We start from the raw sequence: 19230 nt of genomic DNA, 5'->3' as shown, positions 1-19230 counted from the left end.
CCGGGCACTTGCTTGGCGATCATTCTGCCGCGCTCATCATACGCGTAGCGGAAGGTCTGTTCTTCCAAAATAATACTGGTAAACGTGAGGCTGTTGGCCACCAGGTCGATAAAACCCTGTGGCTGGATCACACCGGTTAAACGATTTTGCTTGTCGTAGATATAATAAGTACAGAGCCAGCCGGTATGCCCGCTGCCGGTTCCATTGTCTGCCGTGGCCGTCAGTTGTACTTTCTTCAACACCACTACCCCGTCCTTGTCCTTGTACTCGATCACTTGTTTACCATGTTCGTCGGTCGTGATCGTTTTATAGAGTTCTCCTTCGGGATAGATACCGGGTGTTGTATAACCGGCAAAATCGCCACTCACCGATGTCAGGTTCCAGATCCTTACCGCGTCGGTAGCCGTATTGTGCACGTAAGAAGTTTGCACACCTCTTGCCGCTCCCACCCAGCTATTACCCGGGGACATGCCTTTCAACGGACGACTCAGCGGTGAGGCTTCAAATTCCGTCTTGCCATAGTAATAGGTCTCGCCTTGTCCCGCAACCGGGTTCAGCGCGGCATTGCTACTGCTATAAAAGGCATTTTGTTGTTCAAACGGGTTGCGTTTAAACAAACCATCGGTTACACTTGTATTCCCGTTGGTTGTATTAGCAGGAGCGGGTAAAAACTGATACTGCTCGCGGCCGAGTTCATCATACACCACCGTACTGGTTAAGTCAGTGGCCGTGCCGCCTGTAATTAATGACCCTTGTTTGATCACCGTCTGCACCGGTCTGCCTACGCCATCCATGTATTGCGTGGCCATGCGCACATCGGTCAACGGGCGTGTGATCAGGTTGTCGGGGTTCGTCTCCGGTCCTACCGCATCCCAGGTGCGTACCCAGTTGATCTTCGAACCCGCGGGATAGACGGCCGGGGCCTGCGCACGTACGGTTGATCCAACTAAAATAGAAAGGAAAAAAATATTTACTGCACGACACGGCAGTAAATGCAGCAACAGGTGACGCTTCGGCATACGATGGTGGTTGGTTTGGACAACATGTGCGGTAATTGGTTTCATCACCGCACATTAATTTATTATTCTTGGGGCAAACGTCGGCAAAAACCCACAAAATTAATAAGCTTCTTTTTCTTAATGCTCGATATCATAGTTTTGGGATCTTTAAAATCGATTATAGTCAGGCTTTCGAGTCTAAGAGTATAGCAGTTAAGGACGACTTTTCCGCTTTGGGAAATGACTCAAACATCTGTTCCCGGTTGATTTTTAACATCGAAGGAATAGCTTCCTGAACATCGCTTTCCAGAAACATCCAGCACATTGATTGGGGTACTGCTATTATTTCTTCGAATGTTGTTTCTTTATACCTAACAAAGCAATAGTCTTGCTTTTAGACATACCCAATTCTGCCAATCTCACCTTAAACTCTTCTGAAAGATTAATCTCTTTTTTTAACAAAAAACTGCTGGATTGATTCGTAAGTTTGGGCCATGCGCCCGCTGCTTATTTTAACCATTGCCCTTTTTTCCCTCACCGGGCTGTCGGCTCAATATTCCCCTACTCCCAGCTATTTGTTTATCAAAAAAGGAATAAAGAAAAAAAGAACTTATTCCGAAGGAGATTATATCATGGTGGAAATGCGCAACGATTCCATTCATGCGGGCATGATCACCCTACTCTACAATGACACCATCTATCTATTTGGTAAACCGGTTCCGGCCAGGGACGTGAAAGCTGTATTAATTCCCCGCCGGAAAAATAAATTTCCCGTTGACATTAAAACACTGGGACTGATCACGGCAGGCTCCGCTATGGTGGCGGGCGGACTGATGCTGAACGGCCAGGAAAAACGTGACGAAGCGCTGATCACCGGATTTGCCATGGGCTATGGATCCCTGCTCACACAATGGGGCGGCCGCGGACTCTTCAATGCCGTGCGACGTAAAAAATTCCGGATGGGCAAAAAATTCAGGATACAGGTTCTCGATTTTCATATGCCCGGCCGCAAGGGATTTTAAACCGGAAAGTCTAATATTGCAGCGCATGGCAACAGTCGGAGTATTTTCCAAAATATGGAGATGGACAAAACGGATCCTGCTCATACTCTTCATCGCGCAATTCGTTTACATCATCCTGCTTAGGTGGGTCAATCCGCCGATTACCGTTACACAATTTGTGAGCTGGGTGACGGGCCATGGCATGAAACGCGATTATGTAAGCCGCAACAATATTTCCTTTGAAGCAAAGCTGGCCGTGATAGCCTCCGAAGATCAATTGTTCGCCGATCACCGGGGCTTTGATTGGAAGAGCATTGAAAAGGCGATGAAGTATAACGAAAAGAAGCCGGGCCGTCAGCGCGGAGGAAGTACCATCAGCCAGCAGGTGGCAAAAAATGTATTCCTGTGGCAGGGAGGCGGGTATTTCCGCAAAGGACTGGAAGCTTACTTCACCTTCATGATCGAAACATTCTGGAGTAAGGAAAGAATTCTCGAAGTATACCTGAATGTATCGGAAATGGGCGATGGCATATTCGGTATTGAAGCGGCCGCACAATCTTATTTCGGCAAACCGGCAAAGGATCTCAACCGGCGGGAAGCGGCACTGGTAGCGGCTTGCTTGCCGAGCCCGAAACGATACAAAGTAAAACCACCCTCACCCTATGTGAGCGGCCGCGCAACAAAGATTGCGCAACAGATGGCGTTCTTATTTCCCGATCCGGATATAAAAGAAATAATAGGGCTGGAAGTAAAAAAGAAAGAAGAGCCCAAGACTCAACCCGCCAAAAAATGATCCGTTGCCCTGATGGCAGCGGCCAGGCGATCTTCATAATTTCCGCCGATCTCTTCCCAGGGCGTAGATTGATTTACCAGTAAATCTTTATAAATATTGAACAGGCGCTGACGGGAAGCGAGGTCGGGGTGTTCGCGCAACTGATCCGGTTCCCAGGGCAGGTCGATATCGCAAAGCAGGTAACCATCGTAGTGGCGGGCAGCGATCTGGTCGAGAATAAACTTGTGGCACCGATCGAAAACAAACTCGCCCCACACTTTCATCACATACATATCGGTATCGATAAAGAGCGGACCGTTGGGTTTAGCGCTGTTTAATTGTGTTTGTGCAAACTGATCTTCGAGTGCGAGTTGTCCTTTGGCAATCGGAAGAAGATCTTCGTATGTATACTGCGGACCATTTTTCAACAAATATTCCCGCGCAAACTCCGGGCACCAGGAAGTGCCGTAATAAGTAGCGAGCTGCGCGCTGAGTGTGCTTTTGCCGGTGCTCTCGGGCCCTATGATGACGATCTTTTTAAGCATGGGCTCTTTTCCTCCATTCATTTAATCCCCAGAAAGCCATGGCTAATAACACCACATAATAAACGCTGGTGAACACGAGCCCTTTTACAAAATACAAAGGGATGGAAGCGATGTTGGTAACAATCCACCAATACCAGCTCTCTACTTTTTTGCGCGCCATCAGCCACATGCCGGTGAAGGCCGAGGCCGTTGCAAAGCCGTCGCCCCAGGGAATAACGCCGTCGAAGAAATTATTTTTCAACGAGGTTAATGCAAAATAAAGTGCGGCATACAGCGCGATAAAAAAGGCTAACTGTTTAATCACCATGCTGCGGCTGGAAAAGGTGACACGCAGCATATGTTCGTGCTGTTCATTTCTCCGCGACCAGAGAAACCAGCCGTATAAACTCATGATCGTGTAATAAATGTTTACGGTTGCCTCGCCAATGAGGTGGAATTTGAAACTGAGGTAAACATAGATCATGGTGTTGATGAGGCCGGTGGGATAAACAAGAATATGTTCTTTGCGGCTGAACCATACACTCACAATGCCGGCAATAACACCCACGAACTCTAAAGGAGTTGTCTCGCGGAGCTGGCTGACGAACTGATCTAATATCTCGGAAAAACTCACTTACTTCTTTTCTGGATTACGGTAACGCTGGAAAGGCCGAAGGTAAGTAATGCCTTTGTTTGTGCGAAACCGCGTACCGATCTGGTGCCATTGTCCGTCAGCTGTGCGCTTCCATACCAGGAAATGCAAATGCGGCATGGACGTATAACCGGTGTTGCCGCTGAGCCCGATAAGTTGGCCCTGCTGAACAGTGTCGCCCACATTTACATAAGCGCCATTGGGTGCCAGGTGCCAATAGCCTGCGCGCGTACTGTCATTGTGTTGAATGATGATCATGTTGCCATCGAGGCGATACTTGCTGTTCATGCCGCCGCGTGTACCATCTTCTTTTACGCGCACCACGATGCCGCCTCTTGCCGCGTGTATTTTCGCGCCTTTCATATTGAAATCGATGGCCGCACGTTCCTTGTGCGTCATGGAGGAAAAATAGCCTTGTATCACACGGTAGCGCTTGCCGGGCGCAAACGGAAGCGAATAGATATAACTGGTGTCGTCTTTGATCCTGCCTTTTTGCAGGCCGCGGAAGGTGCTGCGCTCAGGATTTTTGCTAACTGCACAACCAATGAATAAAGCCGGTAGTAGAAGGAATAAGAGCCATTTCATCTTTTCAAATATCCCAATAATCGGACAAAAATCCCGGCAAAAGGGGCTGTAGACCGGCAATGAAGCGGATTCTTAAGAAAAATTTCACGGAAAGTTTATCAGGAACCCTCTTCGCACATTTTTTTGAGATTATTCAGCCCTTTTTCGAATTGCTGTCCCATGTGTTTCATGATAAAAGGTCCCATGAGGCGGGCAACAGGCCAGGCAAATTTGCCATTGTTCTGCCAGGTGACTTTGGTATTGGTATCGTGCCAGGGTTCGAAGAGCCAGTTGTCGTTGGCAATGGAAGCGAATGGTTTGATGAATTGCAATTTGAAATGCACATGTCTTTCGTCGAGCGAGGTAAGGGTGAGGTGACCATTGCCCACCTTGGGTCCGTTCCATTCGTAGCGGTGGCCGGGTTGTGAAGGCGTGCCGGTGATGGTTTTAGTGGCTTTGGGATCGGACTGCTGCCACGGATTCCATTCGCTGTAATGATTAAGGTCACTGATTTTGTTCTTGACAAAATCGACGGGACAGGTAATAACCGTGTTTCTTTCAATGTTGTAGGAAGAGGGTAATACCGTTGCAATGATCAGCAGCAGTGCTATTAATCCGATTATAATATAAACGACGATCATGGCCGGGGGCTTTAAAAATGAACAGATAAGTTAAGGCAGTGGGCGTTAGGAAACAAGTTTGGTGTGGGAGCGGCATCACCGGTTTTGTTAACGTACACTTAAACAGAAAGATACACGAAAAAAAGCAGTGACATCGTTATGTAAAAGAGGCGCCGGTTACATCCTGTAAAAAAGCAAACAAGATGAAAAAAGTTTTTCTATTGATAGCAGCAGGTTTGATGAGTATGAGCCTGTGGGCAAAGTGTACCAGCAGCGGGCTTTATTTTTTCCCTTCGGGAAATATGATCTCTTCCAATCCCATCATTGTGATTGATGGTTTTGCCAGCGATCAGCAAACGATACGCGATCTTTCCGGCAAACATAACGCCTGGCTCGTGGCCGGCAAGGAACGCATCAAACTGATCGTGCAGGAAACAAACGAAGGACAATACGGTCTTACGCAGGCGCTGCTACGCCCCGAACGCCCGTTGAAAAAAGGCGTGACCTATAAACTCCATATCGATGGCATGAAACAGAAAGAGGCGGAAACAAGGCTGCGCCGCTACCAGGATAATAAATGGACCGCCGTCACCTGGACCGTAACGAAAGAAGAAAAGACCTACGCCAAACCGGAGTTTACTTCTATACCGGTGAAAACGGGTGAAGAATATACGATGTTTGGTTGCGGCCCCGCGATGTATGTAAATTTTAGTGCCGGTATAAAATGCGAAGGTGAATACCTGGTGAAAACGGTGGTGGCAGATAAAGCTACCGGTAAAGAAACTACCTGGTACCTGCCCGTGGAAGATGGAAAAATTAAAATCGGACACGGCATGTGCAGCGGTGCTTTCAGTTTTGCACCAAATAGTTCTTACACCGTATACTTCCAGGTGATGAATGAAAAAGGTGATGTGTCGCTGATCAGCGGACGCCCTGTGAGCTTTGGTGCACCAAAAATGAGTTGAGTATTCCCCTTATATGAGCCGTTCCATCTAAGCCGGGATCGTGTTGAAAAACGTGGTCCCGGATTTTTTTGGGGAAAATAAAAACCTCCGCGTTTAAGCGGAGGGTATGATCAATTGTTAGATGGCATCTTCGTTACGAGCTTTAATACCTGGTCGTGAATCCAGCTTTGGGATCGCCGGAACATCCGTTCTGTTACAAAGCGGCGCACTTCTTTTTCCGTGGTTAATTCTTCGCGTTTTTCCCAGAGTTCTTCCAGTACTTCATGCGTTAACTTGTCGGCGGCTTCTGGTGTCTTGGTAAGAATGCGGCCGAAACGGTACAAAGGCTGGTGCAGTTCGCTGGTGTATTGAGCAAAGCTGCTCATGTTGTGAATAGGATTCATAAACGGGACACTATTTGTAATTCAAAATAGACGTCTCCCCCCGTCAAATAGCCGGTTTTGCTATCTGCTCAAATTTATTCAAAAAAAACTCCATTAGACGGTAATAATCGTTTAAAAGACTAATTATATACCCATATAGAATATAATATACTGTCAATCAATTGTTTGAGAGAATTTATATTTGAGCGGGGACAATAATAGCATGGAGGAAATAACGAAATATAACAGGATAAAAGCCGCGCTAGCAGATGCGGGAAAGACGAACAGACAACTCGCCGATTTTATGGGCGTTCATCCAACCACCGTATCTGATTGGTGCACGAATAAAAACCAACCTCGTTTTCCCGAGCTTTACCAGATTGCTGAATTTCTCCAGATAAATGTCCGGCTTCTTCTCTTGCCTACACACTGGGATGAAAGAAGTATTGCTGCAGAAGATGAACCGGTTTTCAAAAAGCCCCGTAAGAAAAAAGCAGCTCCTAAAAAGAAAAGCCGTAAATAATTCATCGTTGCGCGGAAGCCTGTATTTTTAGCCAAACCATTTTTTACAAATGAAAATAGCCGTTCTCGGTGCCGGCATGGTAGGCCGCGCCATTGCCGCCGATCTTGCCAGCCAGCATACTGTTACCTCCTTCGATATCAGCCAACCCAATCTCGAACAACTCAAACAAAGTTCGCCTGATGTAGAAATACGCCAGGCTGATTTAAACGATTATACACACTACGCTACCTTACTCGCGCCCTATGAATTAGTGGTAACCGCGGTACCGGGCTTCATGGGTTATGCCGTGCTGGAGGCTGCTATCCGTGCCGGAAAAAACATTGTAGACATTTCCTTTTTCCCCGAAGATGTATTGGCACTCGACGCACTCGCGCGTGAGCAGGGCGTAACGGTGATCACTGATTGCGGCGTGGCGCCGGGCATGAACAACTTCATCATCGGCCGCTACAACGAAGAGATGGCCATAAAAGAAGCACTCATCTATGTAGGCGGTCTGCCGCAGCATCCGCAACCGCCGTTTTTGTATAAAGCACCGTTTTCTCCCATCGATGTAATAGAAGAATACACGAGGCCTGCACGCCTGGTAGAGAACGGAGAGATCGTCGTGCGCCCCGCTCTCAGCGAACGGGAACTATTATCCTTCGATGGCGTAGGAGAACTGGAAGCGTTTAACACGGATGGTTTGCGTTCGTTGTTGTTCACGATGAAGCACATTCCCGATATGAAGGAAAAAACATTGCGTTATCCCGGTCATATCGATCTCATAGTGGCTTTGCAAACCGCCGGTTTTTTCAATACCGATGCCGTAAAAGTTTCCGGGCAGAAGATTCGTCCGCTCGATTTCAGCGCCGCTTTTCTAATTGATCAATGGAAACTGCAGCCCGGCGAGCAGGAACTGACCGTGATGAAAGTGATGGTGAAAAGCGAGAGCCAGACCGTGATCTATGAATTACTGGATAAATACGATGAAGCTTCTCATACATCGTCGATGGCGCGCTCCACAGGTTATACCTGCACCGCCGCCGTCAATCTTATTGCCAACGGTTTATTTACTGAGAAAGGTGTTTACCCGCCGGAGCTGGTGGGGCGTGATAAAACCTGTTTTGATTTTGTATTGCATTATCTCGGCGAACGTGGCGTGCATTGGCGTAAGACCATGCGGCCGGTAGGTGTGTAAACGAAAAGTCCCCGCCAAGGCGAGGGACTTTTTTATTTTTTTATCGCTTCCGCTTATTCAGCTTCGGCTACTACTTCCTGTACTTCGGGTATCATGCGTTTCATCATTCCTTCAATACCCGCTTTCAGCGTGATCATGCTGGAAGGACAACCGGAGCAGCTTCCCTGCATCGCCAGGTTAACGGTACCTTCGGAATAACTTTTAAACTGGATCGCTCCACCGTCCATTTCCACCGCAGGACGAACATAGTTATCGAGCAATTCTTTGATGCGTTTTACCACATCATCATCGTCGGCGCTTACTTCGTTGCTGCTAACAGGTTTCTGCACGGCCAGCTCTTCTTCGTTCACCACAGGTTTGCCTTCTTCCAGGTAATCCTTCAGGAATTGACGGATGGAAGGAATCACATCGGTCCACTCTGTATCGGCTGTTTTGGTCAGCGTTACAAAGTTGCTCGCGATGAACACCGCGCGGATGAAAGGGAAACCAAACAGTTCGGTCGCCAGCGGTGAAGGTTTGGCGCTCTCAATATCCGGGAAATCCGCACTCTTGCCGGGAAACAAGAGCTTGTTGGCCACAAACTTCATGGTCTCGGGATTGGGCGTCATTTCTGTATAGATACTGATAACGGGATTGCCTGTCTTGATCATAATTCACGGTTTATGCTGCAAAGTTAACAATAATTGATCGTAAAGGTTGAGCCGCGGGGCCAGCGCTTTTCGGGAAAAAACCCCCGGTGGTCGCATTTGGCCGCAAAAACCTGATCTTTGACGCCGGATAAATTTCCTTTCGGACATGAAAAAAATCTACCATCTGGCCAATTGCACTACCTGCCAGGCCATTATAAAAGAAACCGGTATCGACAAAGCCGGCATCGAAGACCAGGATATCAAGACCCAGGCGATCACCCCGGCCCAACTGGACAAAATGAAGGAAATGTCCGGCAGCTACGAATCCCTGTTCAGCCGCCGCGCGCTTAAATACAAAGAAATGGGCCTGAAAGACAAAAAACTATCCGAAAAAGACTACCGCGACCTGATCCTGCAGGAATACACGTTTCTCAAAAGACCCGTAGTCATTTTAGACAAACAGATTTTTATCGGCAACGATAAAAAGAACGTGGCCGCTTTGAAAGAAGCCGTTGCGCAGCTTTAATGAACGGGAGCCTGGTCGGCCGGCGTCGCACTTCCTTCAATAATCGAAAGCAGCTCGGGCTTTTCTTTTTTCTCCCGTGTTAAAACATAGTTGGCCAATATCACGCTCGCCAACATGCAGATCGCGCCGAGCGCAAAGTGTATTCCGGGAAAATAGAAGGGAGCATTGCTGCGCGTAAAGAACGTAAAAAGATTATTCATGATCGGCGGACCGATGATCGTTGTCAGGCTCATCAGGCTCGTTAAGGCTCCCTGCAGTTCACCTTGTTCATTCGGTGTAACATGTCCGGCCAATATGGATTGCAAAGCGGGACCCGCAATGCCCCCCAGGCAATACGGAATGAGAAACGCATACATCATCCAGCTTTGTGTCGCGAATGCAAACAACAGAAGCCCCAGGGTATATAAGGAAAGCCCGAGATAAATACTCTTCTCGTTTCCCAATTTTGGATTCAACACGCGTGTAAGGCCGGCCTGTACAAGCCCCACCATCACACCTACAACGGCCAGTGAGATGCCCACCATTTTTTCCGTCCAATGAAAACGGTGCATGGTAAAGAAACTCCAGTTGCCCTGCACGGATTGTGCGCCGAGATAAATAAGAAAAAAGCAAATGGCAAGCCCGCCGATCTCCGGATGTTTATTTAAAAATTTCAGCGAACCCAATGGATTGGCGCGTTTCCAGGAAAAAGCACGGCGGTTTTCTTTTGAAAGCGATTCCGGCAGTACAAAAAAACCGTAGAGACAGTTGATGAGACACAAAGCCGCAGCCGCATAGAAAGGTGCGCGAATGCCCCAGCCTGCGAGCAAGCCGCCCAAAGCAGGACCAATCACGAAGCCCAGTCCGAAAGCGGCGCCGATCAGTCCAAAGTTCTTCGCTCTTGTTTCGGGCGTACTCACGTCGGCGATATAAGCCGAAGCCGTGGTAAAACTTGCACCGGTTATGCCCGCTATCACACGTCCGATAAAAAGCCAACTGTATACCGGCGCCAGGGCCAGAATAATATAGTCGATACCGAATCCCAGCAAAGAAAACAACAGCACCGGCCGGCGCCCGTAGCGGTCGCTCAGGTTGCCGATCACCGGCGCAAAAACGAATTGCGTCAATGCATATACCGACAGCAACCACGCACCATCTGCGGCGGCCTCATTAATCGGAATGCCTTTCAATTCTGAAATAAGGTCAGGCATCACGGGAATGATCAAGCCCCATCCCATCACATCGATCAGCAGTGTAATAAAAATAAAACCGATAGCAGCCTGGCGGGGCGATGAACTACGCATAAAAAAAGGTTGAGCGCTGCAAATGTGATTAATTTTTAGCTGATACGATAATTATCGTTTGAAAACAGGCATGTTTTTGGAACCCTATTTATTAACATAGTTTATAGAAACCCCTGCAATGCGTTGGTTATCTTTGGCCCCCGTGTCAAAAACGACTAATAGTATCAGTAGTCTGGGTATTTATTTTCACACAAAAAATGACAGTTTATGAAGAGTAAACTAATGCTCGCCCCTCTTGCCTTAGGAGTCTTAATGCTCGGCTCCTGCGTAAGTCAGAAAAAATTTAAGAAGTCTCAGGCCGATTACGCTGCCCTGCAAACTCAGTACACAACCGTGCAAAGCAATCTGACCGATTGTAATAACGAAAAGGATGCACTTAACCGCCAGAAGTCCGCGCTTGAAACGGAACTCGCTAACCTTAACAGACAACTCGATCTGCTGAAGCAGAACAATACACAGGCGCTGAAACAGCTGGAGGATCTTTCCGTGATCAGTGCTTCACAAGCGGAAAGCATCCGCAAGTCCATGGAAAATATCGGCGCCAAAGACAATTATATCCAGACGCTGCAACAGCAGATGGCCCGCAAGGATTCACTCAACATGGCCCTCGTGATGAACCTGAAAGGTGCCATCGGTAATCTCGATGACAAAGACATCAATATTAAAGTAGACAAAGGAGTTGTGTACATCGACATCTCTGATAAACTGCTCTTCACTTCTGCCAAATACGATATCACCAAAGAAGCCAAAGTTGTATTGGGTAAAGTAGCCACCGTTCTGAAAAATCAACCCGACATCGAGTTCATGGTGGAAGGCCATACAGATAACGTAGCCTACCGTGGTTCAGGTCAGTTGAAAGATAACTGGGACCTCAGTGTGAAAAGAGCTACCTCTGTTGTACGCGTACTGCAGGATGAATATGGTCTGGATCCCGCGAAGATCGCTGCTGCCGGCCGCGGTGAATACAAACCGATCGCCGAAAACTCAACCGTAGAAGGACGTGCCGCCAACCGCCGCACACGCATCGTAATCCTTCCTCAGCTGGATCAGTTCTTCAAACTCCTCGAAACGAAGAAGTAATCAATATAATTAAGATCCGTTCCCTAACGGTAGAAGGACGTGCCATCAGCGCGTCCTTTTTTTTGTGCTGGTTTGATTGTTGCTTTAAGTTGTAAGTAATAGGTAATAAGTTATAAGTAAAAACATCGGTGCCCGTTCTGTTGCCCACTCACCCTGATCAAAGATCAGGCACCTATTAAACAAACATGATTCGCTACGCAGGATTACTATACATGGAAGATCTGGAAGAATTGTTCACTGATGTGCAGTGTCAGCGGGTTTTTCCTGATCAGAAGACATTTGTCGATTGTATACCGAAACTGCCGGTAGCAGAGATACTCGAACAATACCGGCAATGGAAAAGGCAACCCGACGGAACAATTGAAACCTTCGTCATGCGCTACTTTGATTTACCCAGGGTAGTGCCGCAGCCCGCTCAGCCAATGGCACGCAACATCGACGGGCACATCGCCGATCTCTGGAAAATATTATCGCGCGCCCCGGTAGAAAACACCGGAACATTGATCGGCTTGCCGTACCATTTCATCGTACCCGGAGGGCGCTTCCGCGAAATATTTTACTGGGACACGTATTTCACCATGCTTGGATTGGCCGCTGCCGGAGAAACGCAGTTCATCGAAGACGTGACCGACAATTTTGCCTTCCTGCTTCGCCGGTTCGGGCTTATTCCCAATGGCAACCGTACTTATTTTTTAACGCGGTCGCAACCGCCGTTTTTCGCGCACATCATCCGGTTGCTGCAGGCATTGAAAGGAGATGAAATACTGGTAAAATACATCACCGAACTCACCCTCGAGTACCAGTTCTGGATGCAGGACGCGCAATTGGTGACGGAAGACGAACCTGTCAAACGCCGGGTCGTACGCATGCCCGACGGTGCTTTGTTGAACCGTTATTGGGATGAACAAAATACGCCACGTGCGGAGGGATATGCGGCCGATCTTGCTTCGCATGAAGAAGCATCGGCTAAACCATCGGATCATTACCGGCATCTGCGTGGGGCATGTGAGTCGGGTTGGGACTTTTCCGGTCGCTGGCTCCGGGATGGAAAAACGATGCACCGGATTTATACCTGCGATTTAATTCCCGTTGACCTGAACAGTTTGCTTTGGTACCTGGAAAGCACACTGGAAGAAGCGTATCGTATAACCGGTAAACCGGAAACAGCCAATAGTTACGGGGAAAAGGCAGCGCAGCGGAAAGCGGCTATCGAAAAATATTGCTGGCACCCGCAACAGCAAACGTTTACAGATTACGATCATCGCAAACAACAGCCGTCAGACTATCTGACGATGGCGATGGCGTATCCGCTGTTCTGCGGACTGGCCGGGCAGCAGCAGGCTGGGTTGGTTTTGGAACAAATAGAAGACTTATTTCTTCAACCCGGCGGTTTGTTGACCAGCCTGCATGTAACGGGCCAGCAGTGGGATGCGCCCAATGGCTGGGCGCCTTTGCAATGGATCGGCTACGAAGCAGCCATGCGGTATAAAAATGAAAAGCTGGCGCAAAAGATCAGGCACAACTGGATGATGAATGTGGAGCGCGTATTTGCCACAACCGGCAAGATGATGGAGAAATATAATGTGGTGGATATTTCGTTATTAGCCGGCGGCGGCGAGTACCCCAACCAGGATGGTTTCGGCTGGACGAATGGGGTGTATGCTGCGTTTAAGCGCGTGAATGGTCAATCGTGAATCGTCAATGGGCTGTTTTACCCTATACCTTACGCCCTGCACCTTCTACCTCCTCAAACACACCTGTCTGTCTGTTCTTGCGCACATTATCCCAATTAAAATAGCGGCCGTTCATGGCTACATAAATACCGGGTGGTAATGTTTGTACAAAAGCCAGTGCGCTACCGAGATTGAAAAGTCCGTCGGAGCTACCGAATTTGATGGGGATCATGGCGCCGGTTAGTACGATGGTTTTGCTGGCGGTTACTTTTTCGGCGAGAATGCGGGCCGTATCGGCCATGGTATCTGTTCCGTGTGTGATGACGATGCGGTCTTCTTCGCAATTGTTGCACTGATGCACAATCAGGTCGCGGTCTTCATCAGTCATTTCAAGGCTGTCGATCATCATCAGGGTTCTGATCTCCACATCGAGGCGGCAGCGGCCAAGCTCCAGGAGATCGTGCATGTGTGTATCCTTAAAAAACAACTGGCCGTTCAGTTCATTGTACTCCTTGTCGAAAGTTCCCCCGGTGATGAAAATGCGGATAGCCATGGCTTGTTGTTTTGCCTGCGAAGATACTACCTAATTCCGGAGTCGCGCCTCTTCGAGGTCCAGTTCCCATTCGCGCTCGCGGATCAGTTCTTCGTTGTATTCGCCGGTGTGGCGATAATGATTGAGTTCGCGGCGGCGCACGTCTACAATGTCGAGCAGCATCTGGCGGTAGTGCGGAAGGAAATTGGTTTTTTCTTCGTCGGACTCTTCCGTGGCCAGTCGCTTCTTGGCTACTTCGATCATTCTTTCATAGCGGTCGCGGACGCGTTTATAAGTTTCGTGATTTTTTGTTTCATCGGCGTAATTGGTATCGAGAAAAGCGAGCACCGATTCTGCCAGCCGGATGCGCATGGCCAGTTGTTGTACTTTTTCCGGTTCTTCATCTACCTCAATGCCCAGCCAACGGATCAACGGGGAAAGGCTCAAGCCTTGTAGCACCAGCGTTACAAGAATGACAATAAAGGCGATGAACAAAATGAGGTTACGGTGCGGAAAGCTTTCGCCGCCGGGCAAAGCAAGCGGAATAGCCAATGCGGAGGCAAGGGAAACGACACCCCGCATGCCGCTCCAGGCTACGAGGAAAACTGACTTCCAGCCCGGGTAAGGTTCTGTTTGCCGGATCTTTTTGAACAACATCCGTGGAATATAAGTGCCCGGAAAAACCCAGATGATCCGGATTAATATGGTGGCGATACTGATGATGATACCGTAAGTAATGGCTTCGGGAACGGAATAACCTTCGAGCCCGGCGGTGATCACCGGCAGTTCGAGGCCGATCAAAATAAAAACAAACCCGTTTAATAAGAACGTAAGCGTTTCCCAAAGACTGAGAATACTCATCCTCGATTCATAGGTAAATATTTCCTGCGAACGATAAGAAAGAAAAAGTCCGCCGGCCACTACAGCCAGTACACCCGACCAGTGGAAATGTTCCGCCGTGATGTACATAATATAAGGCGTGATGAGCGTGATAGCCGCGTCGATGACCGCAGTGGTCGGGAAGAAACGATGCAGTATATAAACGACAATAGCAATACCGATACCTACGGCAATGCCCATAAATCCAACGACAAAAAACGTTTTGGTCGCATCCCAGAAGTGAAACTGGCTGGTCAGGATAGCCGCCAATGCAAAACGGAAAACGATCAAACTCGATGCGTCATTCACCAGGCTTTCCCCTTCCAGGATTGTGGTTACCCGTTTAGGCACTTTTAGTCCCTGTAATACAGAGGTTGCAGCAATGGCATCCGGAGGTGAAATGATGCCGCCAAGCAAAAACCCGAGAGCAAGAGGGAAATCCGGAATGATGGCATGCGCCAGGATAGCCACCGTGGCGGAGGTAAATATCACCAGGCCGAAGGCGAGCATGCTGATCGGCCGTTTGTATTTCCAAAACTCCTTCCATGCGGTATTCCAGGCGGCAGAGTATAACAAGGGTGGAAGAAATAACAAAAAGACAATATCGGGACTAATACTGATATGTGGCGTGCCGGGGATCAGGCTGATGCCAAGGCCGGCAATGACCAGGAAAATCGGGTAGGAAATGCGTAGCCTGTTGCTCAGCATGGTGAGCATGGCAATAATGAACAGCAGTGAGAGGATCAGCAACAGATTTTCCTGGATCATAGAAGAAAAATAACCAAAAAGCCAGACAATTGTTGCAACTTGGCCGGGCCTCGGAATAATTCGTAACTTTTGCATGAATTTTTGAGCTATGGATAAGGAAATAACCAGGAAATACACCAATGGTGAGGTAACCGTAATGTGGAAGCCAGCCGCCTGCATTCACTCCAAAGTTTGCTGGCAGGCCGCTACCGGTTTACCGGAAGTATTTGACCCCCGTCGCAAACCCTGGATCATCCTGGACAATGCCGGTACGGAGCGTATCGTGGACCAGGTAAAGAAATGCCCGAGCGGCGCGCTGAGTTTTTATTATAATAATGAAACGGATGCATCTGCAGAAGTAACCACCGAAACCCGTGTGGAAGTGGTGGCCGATGGTCCGCTGATGGTTTACGGCAATCTCACGGTCAAAGACAAAAACGGGCAGGAAGAAAAGAAATTCCGCGTTACTGCATTCTGCCGTTGCGGCTATTCTCAAAACAAACCCTACTGCGACGGATCACATATTACCGAAAAATTTTCCGGCTAGGCCGGTCACCTGAAAAAATAAGGTATGGCTACCTACGAGCAACTTTTTGAAAACAACCGTAAATGGGTAGAAGAAAAAAAAGCCGGTGATGCTTCTTTCTTCGACAAACTGGCAAGGGACCAGCAACCCGACTATCTCTATATCGGCTGTAGCGACAGCCGTGTGCCTGCAAACGAAATCATGGGACTTGAGCCGGGCGAAGTATTCGTTCACCGCAACGTGGCTAATCTCGTTAACGCCACGGATCTCAATGTAATGTCGGTGATCAATTACGCCGTTGTACACCTGAAGGTGAAACATATTATCGTTTGCGGTCACTACAACTGTGGTGGTGTGCGCGCTGCCATGATTCCGAAAGACATGGGTATTCTGAATCCATGGCTTCGTAATATCCGCGATGTGTACCGTCTGCATAAGGACGAACTCAATGCCATCACCAATGAGGACAAACGATATGAGCGGCTGGTGGAATTAAATGTGCAGGAACAATGCATCAACGTGACCAAACTCGCAAGTGTGCAGCAATCGTACGTGAAAAACAAATTTCCCGTTGTGCACGGTTGGGTCTTTGATCTGCATACAGGTATATTAAAAGACCTGAACCTCGACTTCGATGAAATTCTCCGCGGCATCCAGGAAATCTATAACCTTACTGGCTCTGAGGAGTAAGTGCGGAGCGCATCTATTTCACCTGTTTTTTTCTTAACGCCATCAATGCCGTAAAGGATTTTTGATGCATTGCATCCGAGCCATTCAAGCAGTTGGATGATGGTGTGATAACATTGGGAAGTATGTTCGGTTGAGATACCCCCTGTTTTGTTGTTGAAACAAATGGGTTCATAATGTGCGATCCTGTTTCGCAGTTCTTTGATCTTGACCAGTTTTTTGAATATATCTTTTTGCCGGATACCTGATGGCCTGTTGATAAAAATGTTTAGCAAGTTGCTGCCGGAGGCAGCATAGTCCTTGGAAGCAAATTGAAAAACCCAGAAACCAAAACTTAATTTGGCAACCAGCCGGTCATGTGTATACTTTGAGCTTAAATTATGGATAGCCTCGTGTATTGAATGAAATGATCCTTCACAACCGGAAGAAATATCAAGATAGCCTCCCGGCGAAGCGGCATCTTCAAGCCAGGTATCACCATAAATATTTTTGAAGTGCCGGTCAATTGAGTTTCTTAGTATTACTTCAAAAATGCCGATTACAGAATAAAGCTTTTCAGACAGCGCGAGATTAGCGCGGTAAAGTTTGTGCGCTTTTCTTTTGTTATTATTGCAGGCGTTCAAATATTTATTGAACCTCGGCGCAGATACAGCGGTATGAAACAGGCGATTCGGCATTTGAATTATACTCATAAAATCACAGTAAAAATATCCTGATAAAAATTGCTGACCTTGGTCATTAGCTCATGAAGAGTTAGTATTTTTACATCGAATTCCTGATATGCCGCTGTTTAACTTCGGGTTAATTAAGCTTTCAGGCAAGTTTTTAAAAAGGTCTCGCGTTTGTGAGGCCTTTTTATTTTTTATAACTTCAGCTCATGATGAAAAAACTCTTCCTCCCTCTCTCCGCAGCAGTTATTCTTTCCGCCTGCGGCAACAAGGCCGATGAAAATGACGGAATAGCCGCTTTCAGCAAAGACAGTCTCGGTACACATATCGCACAATTATCTGCCGATTCTTTTTATGGCCGCAAACCGTTTACCGAAGGTGAAGTGCGCACTATTGCATGGCTGGAAGAAAAAATGAAAGCTGCCGGTCTCGAACCCGGCAACGGCAATAGCTATGTACAAGACGTACCGATGGTGCGCATTACCACACAGGCAGACCCGCAAATGCTGGTGAAAGGCGCGAAGGAAACTTTTTCATTTGAAGGATTTGATGATTATGTTATCTGGACCGATAAAGCAGACTCCGCAGTATCACTGGACAACACAGAGGTGGTGTTTGCGGGTTATGGTGTAGTAGCTCCGGAATATCAGTGGAATGACTATGCTGGTTTGGATGTGAAAGGAAAAGTAGTGCTGGTAAAAGTCAACGACCCGCAGGGCGACGCCAAACTGTTTGGCGGAAAGGCCATGACGTATTACGGTCGCTGGACCTACAAATTCGAAGAAGCGGCGCGGCAAGGAGCCCGCGGTTGCCTGATCATTCACGACACACCTGCTGCCAGTTATCCGTTTACCGTTGTGCAAAACAACTGGAACGGCTCACGTCTCCGCCTCGATGACCGTAAACAACCGGGCACTTATTGCGATGTGATCGGATGGCTTACTACACCGGCTGCGGTTAAACTGCTGCAGGCCGCCGGTAAAGACAGCAGCATGCTGGCTTCTGCGGATCATCGTGGTTTTAAACCGGAACCACTTGATGTAAAACTATCTGCGCGCATCAAAATAAAAGCAGAATACAACGTTTCACACAATGTGGTTGGTAAGATCACTGGTAGTAAAAAGCCGGATGAAGTGATTATCTACTCTGCGCACTGGGATCATCTTGGTGTAGGCAAACCCGATGAAACCGGTGATTCCATATATAATGGCGCGCTCGATAATGCCAGCGGTACTGCAGGATTAATTGAGCTGGCCCGCGCATTCAAAAGTTTAAAAAAAGCACCGGAGCGTACCATCGTTTTTCTTGCGGTAACGGCGGAGGAACAAGGCCTCTGGGGATCGGCCTACTATGCGTCGAATCCGATATTTTCTTTGGATAAAACGGTTGCTGCTATCAACATGGATGGCTTGAACTGGTATGGCGCCACAAAAGATATTACGGTCGTTGGCCGCGGTCAAAATGAGCTGGAAGATTATCTGCAAGAGGAAGCGGAGAAAAAAGGTCGCGTGATTGCATGGGAAGAAAAGCCTGAGGGCGGCGCATACTACCGGTCCGACCATTTCAATTTCGCCAAAAAAGGTGTGCCGGCTTTGTACACCGGTTCCGGCGTAAATGTGATTGGTAAGGACAGTAGCTACGGCAGAACCATCCGTGATGCATATGGAAAAGAGCATTATCATCGTCCCTCGGATGAATATGATCCTAAAACCTGGGTGCTGGATGGCGCCATCGAAGACTTAAAACTGATGTTCCTGTTGGGGCGGCGTTTGTGTTATGGTAATGAATGGCCAGGATGGAAAGAGGGATCGGAGTTTAAAAAGATAAGGGAGGGGAAGTGAA

At 48.0% G+C, this 19230-nt stretch carries 22 protein-coding genes; 11 read left to right on the top strand and 11 right to left on the bottom strand.

The window, feature by feature from the left end:
• Positions 1-1019 (bottom strand): DUF6443 domain-containing protein (locus H608_RS0120650; RefSeq protein ID WP_245565787.1); only part of this gene is annotated, 1019 nt, incomplete at its 3' end.
• Between the two features lie 473 nt (positions 1020-1492).
• Between H608_RS0120650 and H608_RS0120640 the strand changes: the two genes are divergently transcribed.
• The gene (locus tag H608_RS0120640) at positions 1493-2020 is read left to right on the top strand and encodes a hypothetical protein (protein ID WP_028789350.1); all 528 of its coding nucleotides are present in this window, start codon (positions 1493-1495) and stop codon (positions 2018-2020) included.
• 25 nt (positions 2021-2045) lie between these two features.
• Positions 2046-2792 (top strand): monofunctional biosynthetic peptidoglycan transglycosylase, encoded by a 747-nt coding sequence (gene mtgA / locus H608_RS23235; RefSeq protein WP_071836991.1) that lies wholly within the window; start codon positions 2046-2048, stop codon positions 2790-2792.
• On the opposite strand, the gene H608_RS0120630 is transcribed toward mtgA, so the two are convergent.
• The 4 genes from H608_RS0120630 to H608_RS0120615 all read right to left on the bottom strand — a co-directional run bounded on the left by H608_RS0120630 (position 2774) and on the right by H608_RS0120615 (position 5152).
• Positions 2774-3316: an AAA family ATPase gene (locus H608_RS0120630; protein WP_038009283.1), complete on the bottom strand. Its 543-nt coding sequence runs from the start codon at positions 3314-3316 to the stop codon at positions 2774-2776. The genes mtgA and H608_RS0120630 overlap by 19 nt on opposite strands.
• Entirely contained in the window at positions 3309-3929 is a 621-nt protein-coding gene (gene pnuC / locus H608_RS0120625) for a nicotinamide riboside transporter PnuC (RefSeq protein ID WP_028789348.1), read from the bottom strand. The genes H608_RS0120630 and pnuC overlap by 8 nt, the downstream gene beginning before the upstream one ends.
• Positions 3930-4532: a M23 family metallopeptidase gene (locus tag H608_RS23230; RefSeq protein WP_051268582.1), complete on the bottom strand. Its 603-nt coding sequence runs from the start codon at positions 4530-4532 to the stop codon at positions 3930-3932.
• A 98-nt stretch (positions 4533-4630) separates the two neighbouring features.
• The gene (locus H608_RS0120615; protein WP_028789347.1) at positions 4631-5152 is read right to left on the bottom strand and encodes an SRPBCC family protein; all 522 of its coding nucleotides are present in this window, start codon (positions 5150-5152) and stop codon (positions 4631-4633) included.
• Between the two features lie 182 nt (positions 5153-5334).
• Between H608_RS0120615 and H608_RS0120610 the strand changes: the two genes are divergently transcribed.
• The gene (locus H608_RS0120610; RefSeq protein WP_155990281.1) at positions 5335-6096 is read left to right on the top strand and encodes a hypothetical protein; all 762 of its coding nucleotides are present in this window, start codon (positions 5335-5337) and stop codon (positions 6094-6096) included.
• A gap of 110 nt (positions 6097-6206) precedes the next feature.
• Here H608_RS0120610 and H608_RS0120605 read toward each other — a convergent pair whose 3' ends face one another.
• Positions 6207-6479, bottom strand: coding sequence for an RNA polymerase sigma factor (locus tag H608_RS0120605; RefSeq protein ID WP_028789345.1), 273 nt, complete (start codon positions 6477-6479; stop codon positions 6207-6209).
• A gap of 202 nt (positions 6480-6681) precedes the next feature.
• Here H608_RS0120605 and H608_RS23225 point away from each other — a divergent pair, with 202 nt between their 5' ends.
• Positions 6682-6981 carry a helix-turn-helix transcriptional regulator gene (locus H608_RS23225; RefSeq protein ID WP_071836990.1) on the top strand — a complete coding sequence of 100 codons (300 nt, stop codon included), beginning with the start codon at positions 6682-6684 and terminating at the stop codon, positions 6979-6981.
• A gap of 49 nt (positions 6982-7030) precedes the next feature.
• On the top strand, positions 7031-8158 hold the full coding sequence (locus H608_RS0120595) for a saccharopine dehydrogenase family protein (protein ID WP_028789344.1): 1128 nt from the start codon (positions 7031-7033) through the stop codon (positions 8156-8158).
• 53 nt (positions 8159-8211) lie between these two features.
• Here H608_RS0120595 and H608_RS0120590 read toward each other — a convergent pair whose 3' ends face one another.
• Positions 8212-8808 (bottom strand): NifU family protein, encoded by a 597-nt coding sequence (locus H608_RS0120590; RefSeq protein WP_028789343.1) that lies wholly within the window; start codon positions 8806-8808, stop codon positions 8212-8214.
• Positions 8809-8953: 145 nt separating this feature from the next.
• Here H608_RS0120590 and H608_RS0120585 point away from each other — a divergent pair, with 145 nt between their 5' ends.
• Positions 8954-9313, top strand: a complete 360-nt coding sequence (locus H608_RS0120585; RefSeq protein WP_028789342.1) for an arsenate reductase family protein — start codon at positions 8954-8956, stop codon at positions 9311-9313.
• On the opposite strand, the gene H608_RS23220 is transcribed toward H608_RS0120585, so the two are convergent.
• Positions 9310-10596: a TCR/Tet family MFS transporter gene (locus H608_RS23220; protein WP_038009282.1), complete on the bottom strand. Its 1287-nt coding sequence runs from the start codon at positions 10594-10596 to the stop codon at positions 9310-9312. The genes H608_RS0120585 and H608_RS23220 overlap by 4 nt on opposite strands.
• Positions 10597-10803: 207 nt before the next feature.
• On the opposite strand from H608_RS23220, the gene H608_RS0120575 reads away from it, so the two are divergent.
• Both H608_RS0120575 and H608_RS0120570 read left to right on the top strand, forming a co-directional pair.
• On the top strand, positions 10804-11676 hold the full coding sequence (locus H608_RS0120575; RefSeq protein ID WP_028789341.1) for an OmpA family protein: 873 nt from the start codon (positions 10804-10806) through the stop codon (positions 11674-11676).
• Positions 11677-11861: 185 nt separating this feature from the next.
• Entirely contained in the window at positions 11862-13370 is a 1509-nt protein-coding gene (locus H608_RS0120570; protein ID WP_028789340.1) for a trehalase family glycosidase, read from the top strand.
• A 22-nt stretch (positions 13371-13392) separates the two neighbouring features.
• Here the strand turns inward: H608_RS0120570 and H608_RS0120565 are convergent, their stop codons facing one another.
• Together H608_RS0120565 and H608_RS0120560 are read right to left on the bottom strand one after the other, a co-directional pair.
• A complete protein-coding gene (locus H608_RS0120565; protein ID WP_028789339.1) occupies positions 13393-13902 on the bottom strand; it encodes an asparaginase domain-containing protein in 510 nt (169 codons plus the stop codon).
• Between the two features lie 30 nt (positions 13903-13932).
• Complete coding sequence (locus tag H608_RS0120560; RefSeq protein ID WP_028789338.1) at positions 13933-15528, bottom strand: Na+/H+ antiporter; 1596 nt, start codon at positions 15526-15528, stop codon at positions 13933-13935.
• Positions 15529-15616: 88 nt separating this feature from the next.
• Between H608_RS0120560 and H608_RS0120555 the strand changes: the two genes are divergently transcribed.
• A complete protein-coding gene (locus H608_RS0120555; RefSeq protein WP_028789337.1) occupies positions 15617-16054 on the top strand; it encodes a (4Fe-4S)-binding protein in 438 nt (145 codons plus the stop codon).
• Between the two features lie 24 nt (positions 16055-16078).
• On the top strand, positions 16079-16723 hold the full coding sequence (locus tag H608_RS0120550) for a carbonic anhydrase (RefSeq protein ID WP_028789336.1): 645 nt from the start codon (positions 16079-16081) through the stop codon (positions 16721-16723).
• Here H608_RS0120550 and H608_RS23215 read toward each other — a convergent pair.
• Positions 16696-17412 carry a CAAX protease gene (locus H608_RS23215; RefSeq protein WP_155990280.1) on the bottom strand — a complete coding sequence of 239 codons (717 nt, stop codon included), beginning with the start codon at positions 17410-17412 and terminating at the stop codon, positions 16696-16698. The two genes, H608_RS0120550 and H608_RS23215, sit on opposite strands and share 28 nt — an antisense overlap.
• A 185-nt stretch (positions 17413-17597) precedes the next feature.
• Here H608_RS23215 and H608_RS0120540 point away from each other — a divergent pair, with 185 nt between their 5' ends.
• Positions 17598-19229: a M28 family metallopeptidase gene (locus H608_RS0120540; RefSeq protein WP_028789335.1), complete on the top strand. Its 1632-nt coding sequence runs from the start codon at positions 17598-17600 to the stop codon at positions 19227-19229.
• The last annotated feature ends 1 nt before the right edge of the window (position 19230 follow it).

The sequence above is a fragment of the Terrimonas ferruginea DSM 30193 genome (genome assembly GCF_000425585.1).
Lineage (GTDB): Bacteria > Bacteroidota > Bacteroidia > Chitinophagales > Chitinophagaceae > Terrimonas > Terrimonas ferruginea.
The sequence above is the reverse complement of the archived record's forward strand: the minus strand, read 5'-3'. Positions and strand labels throughout refer to the sequence as shown.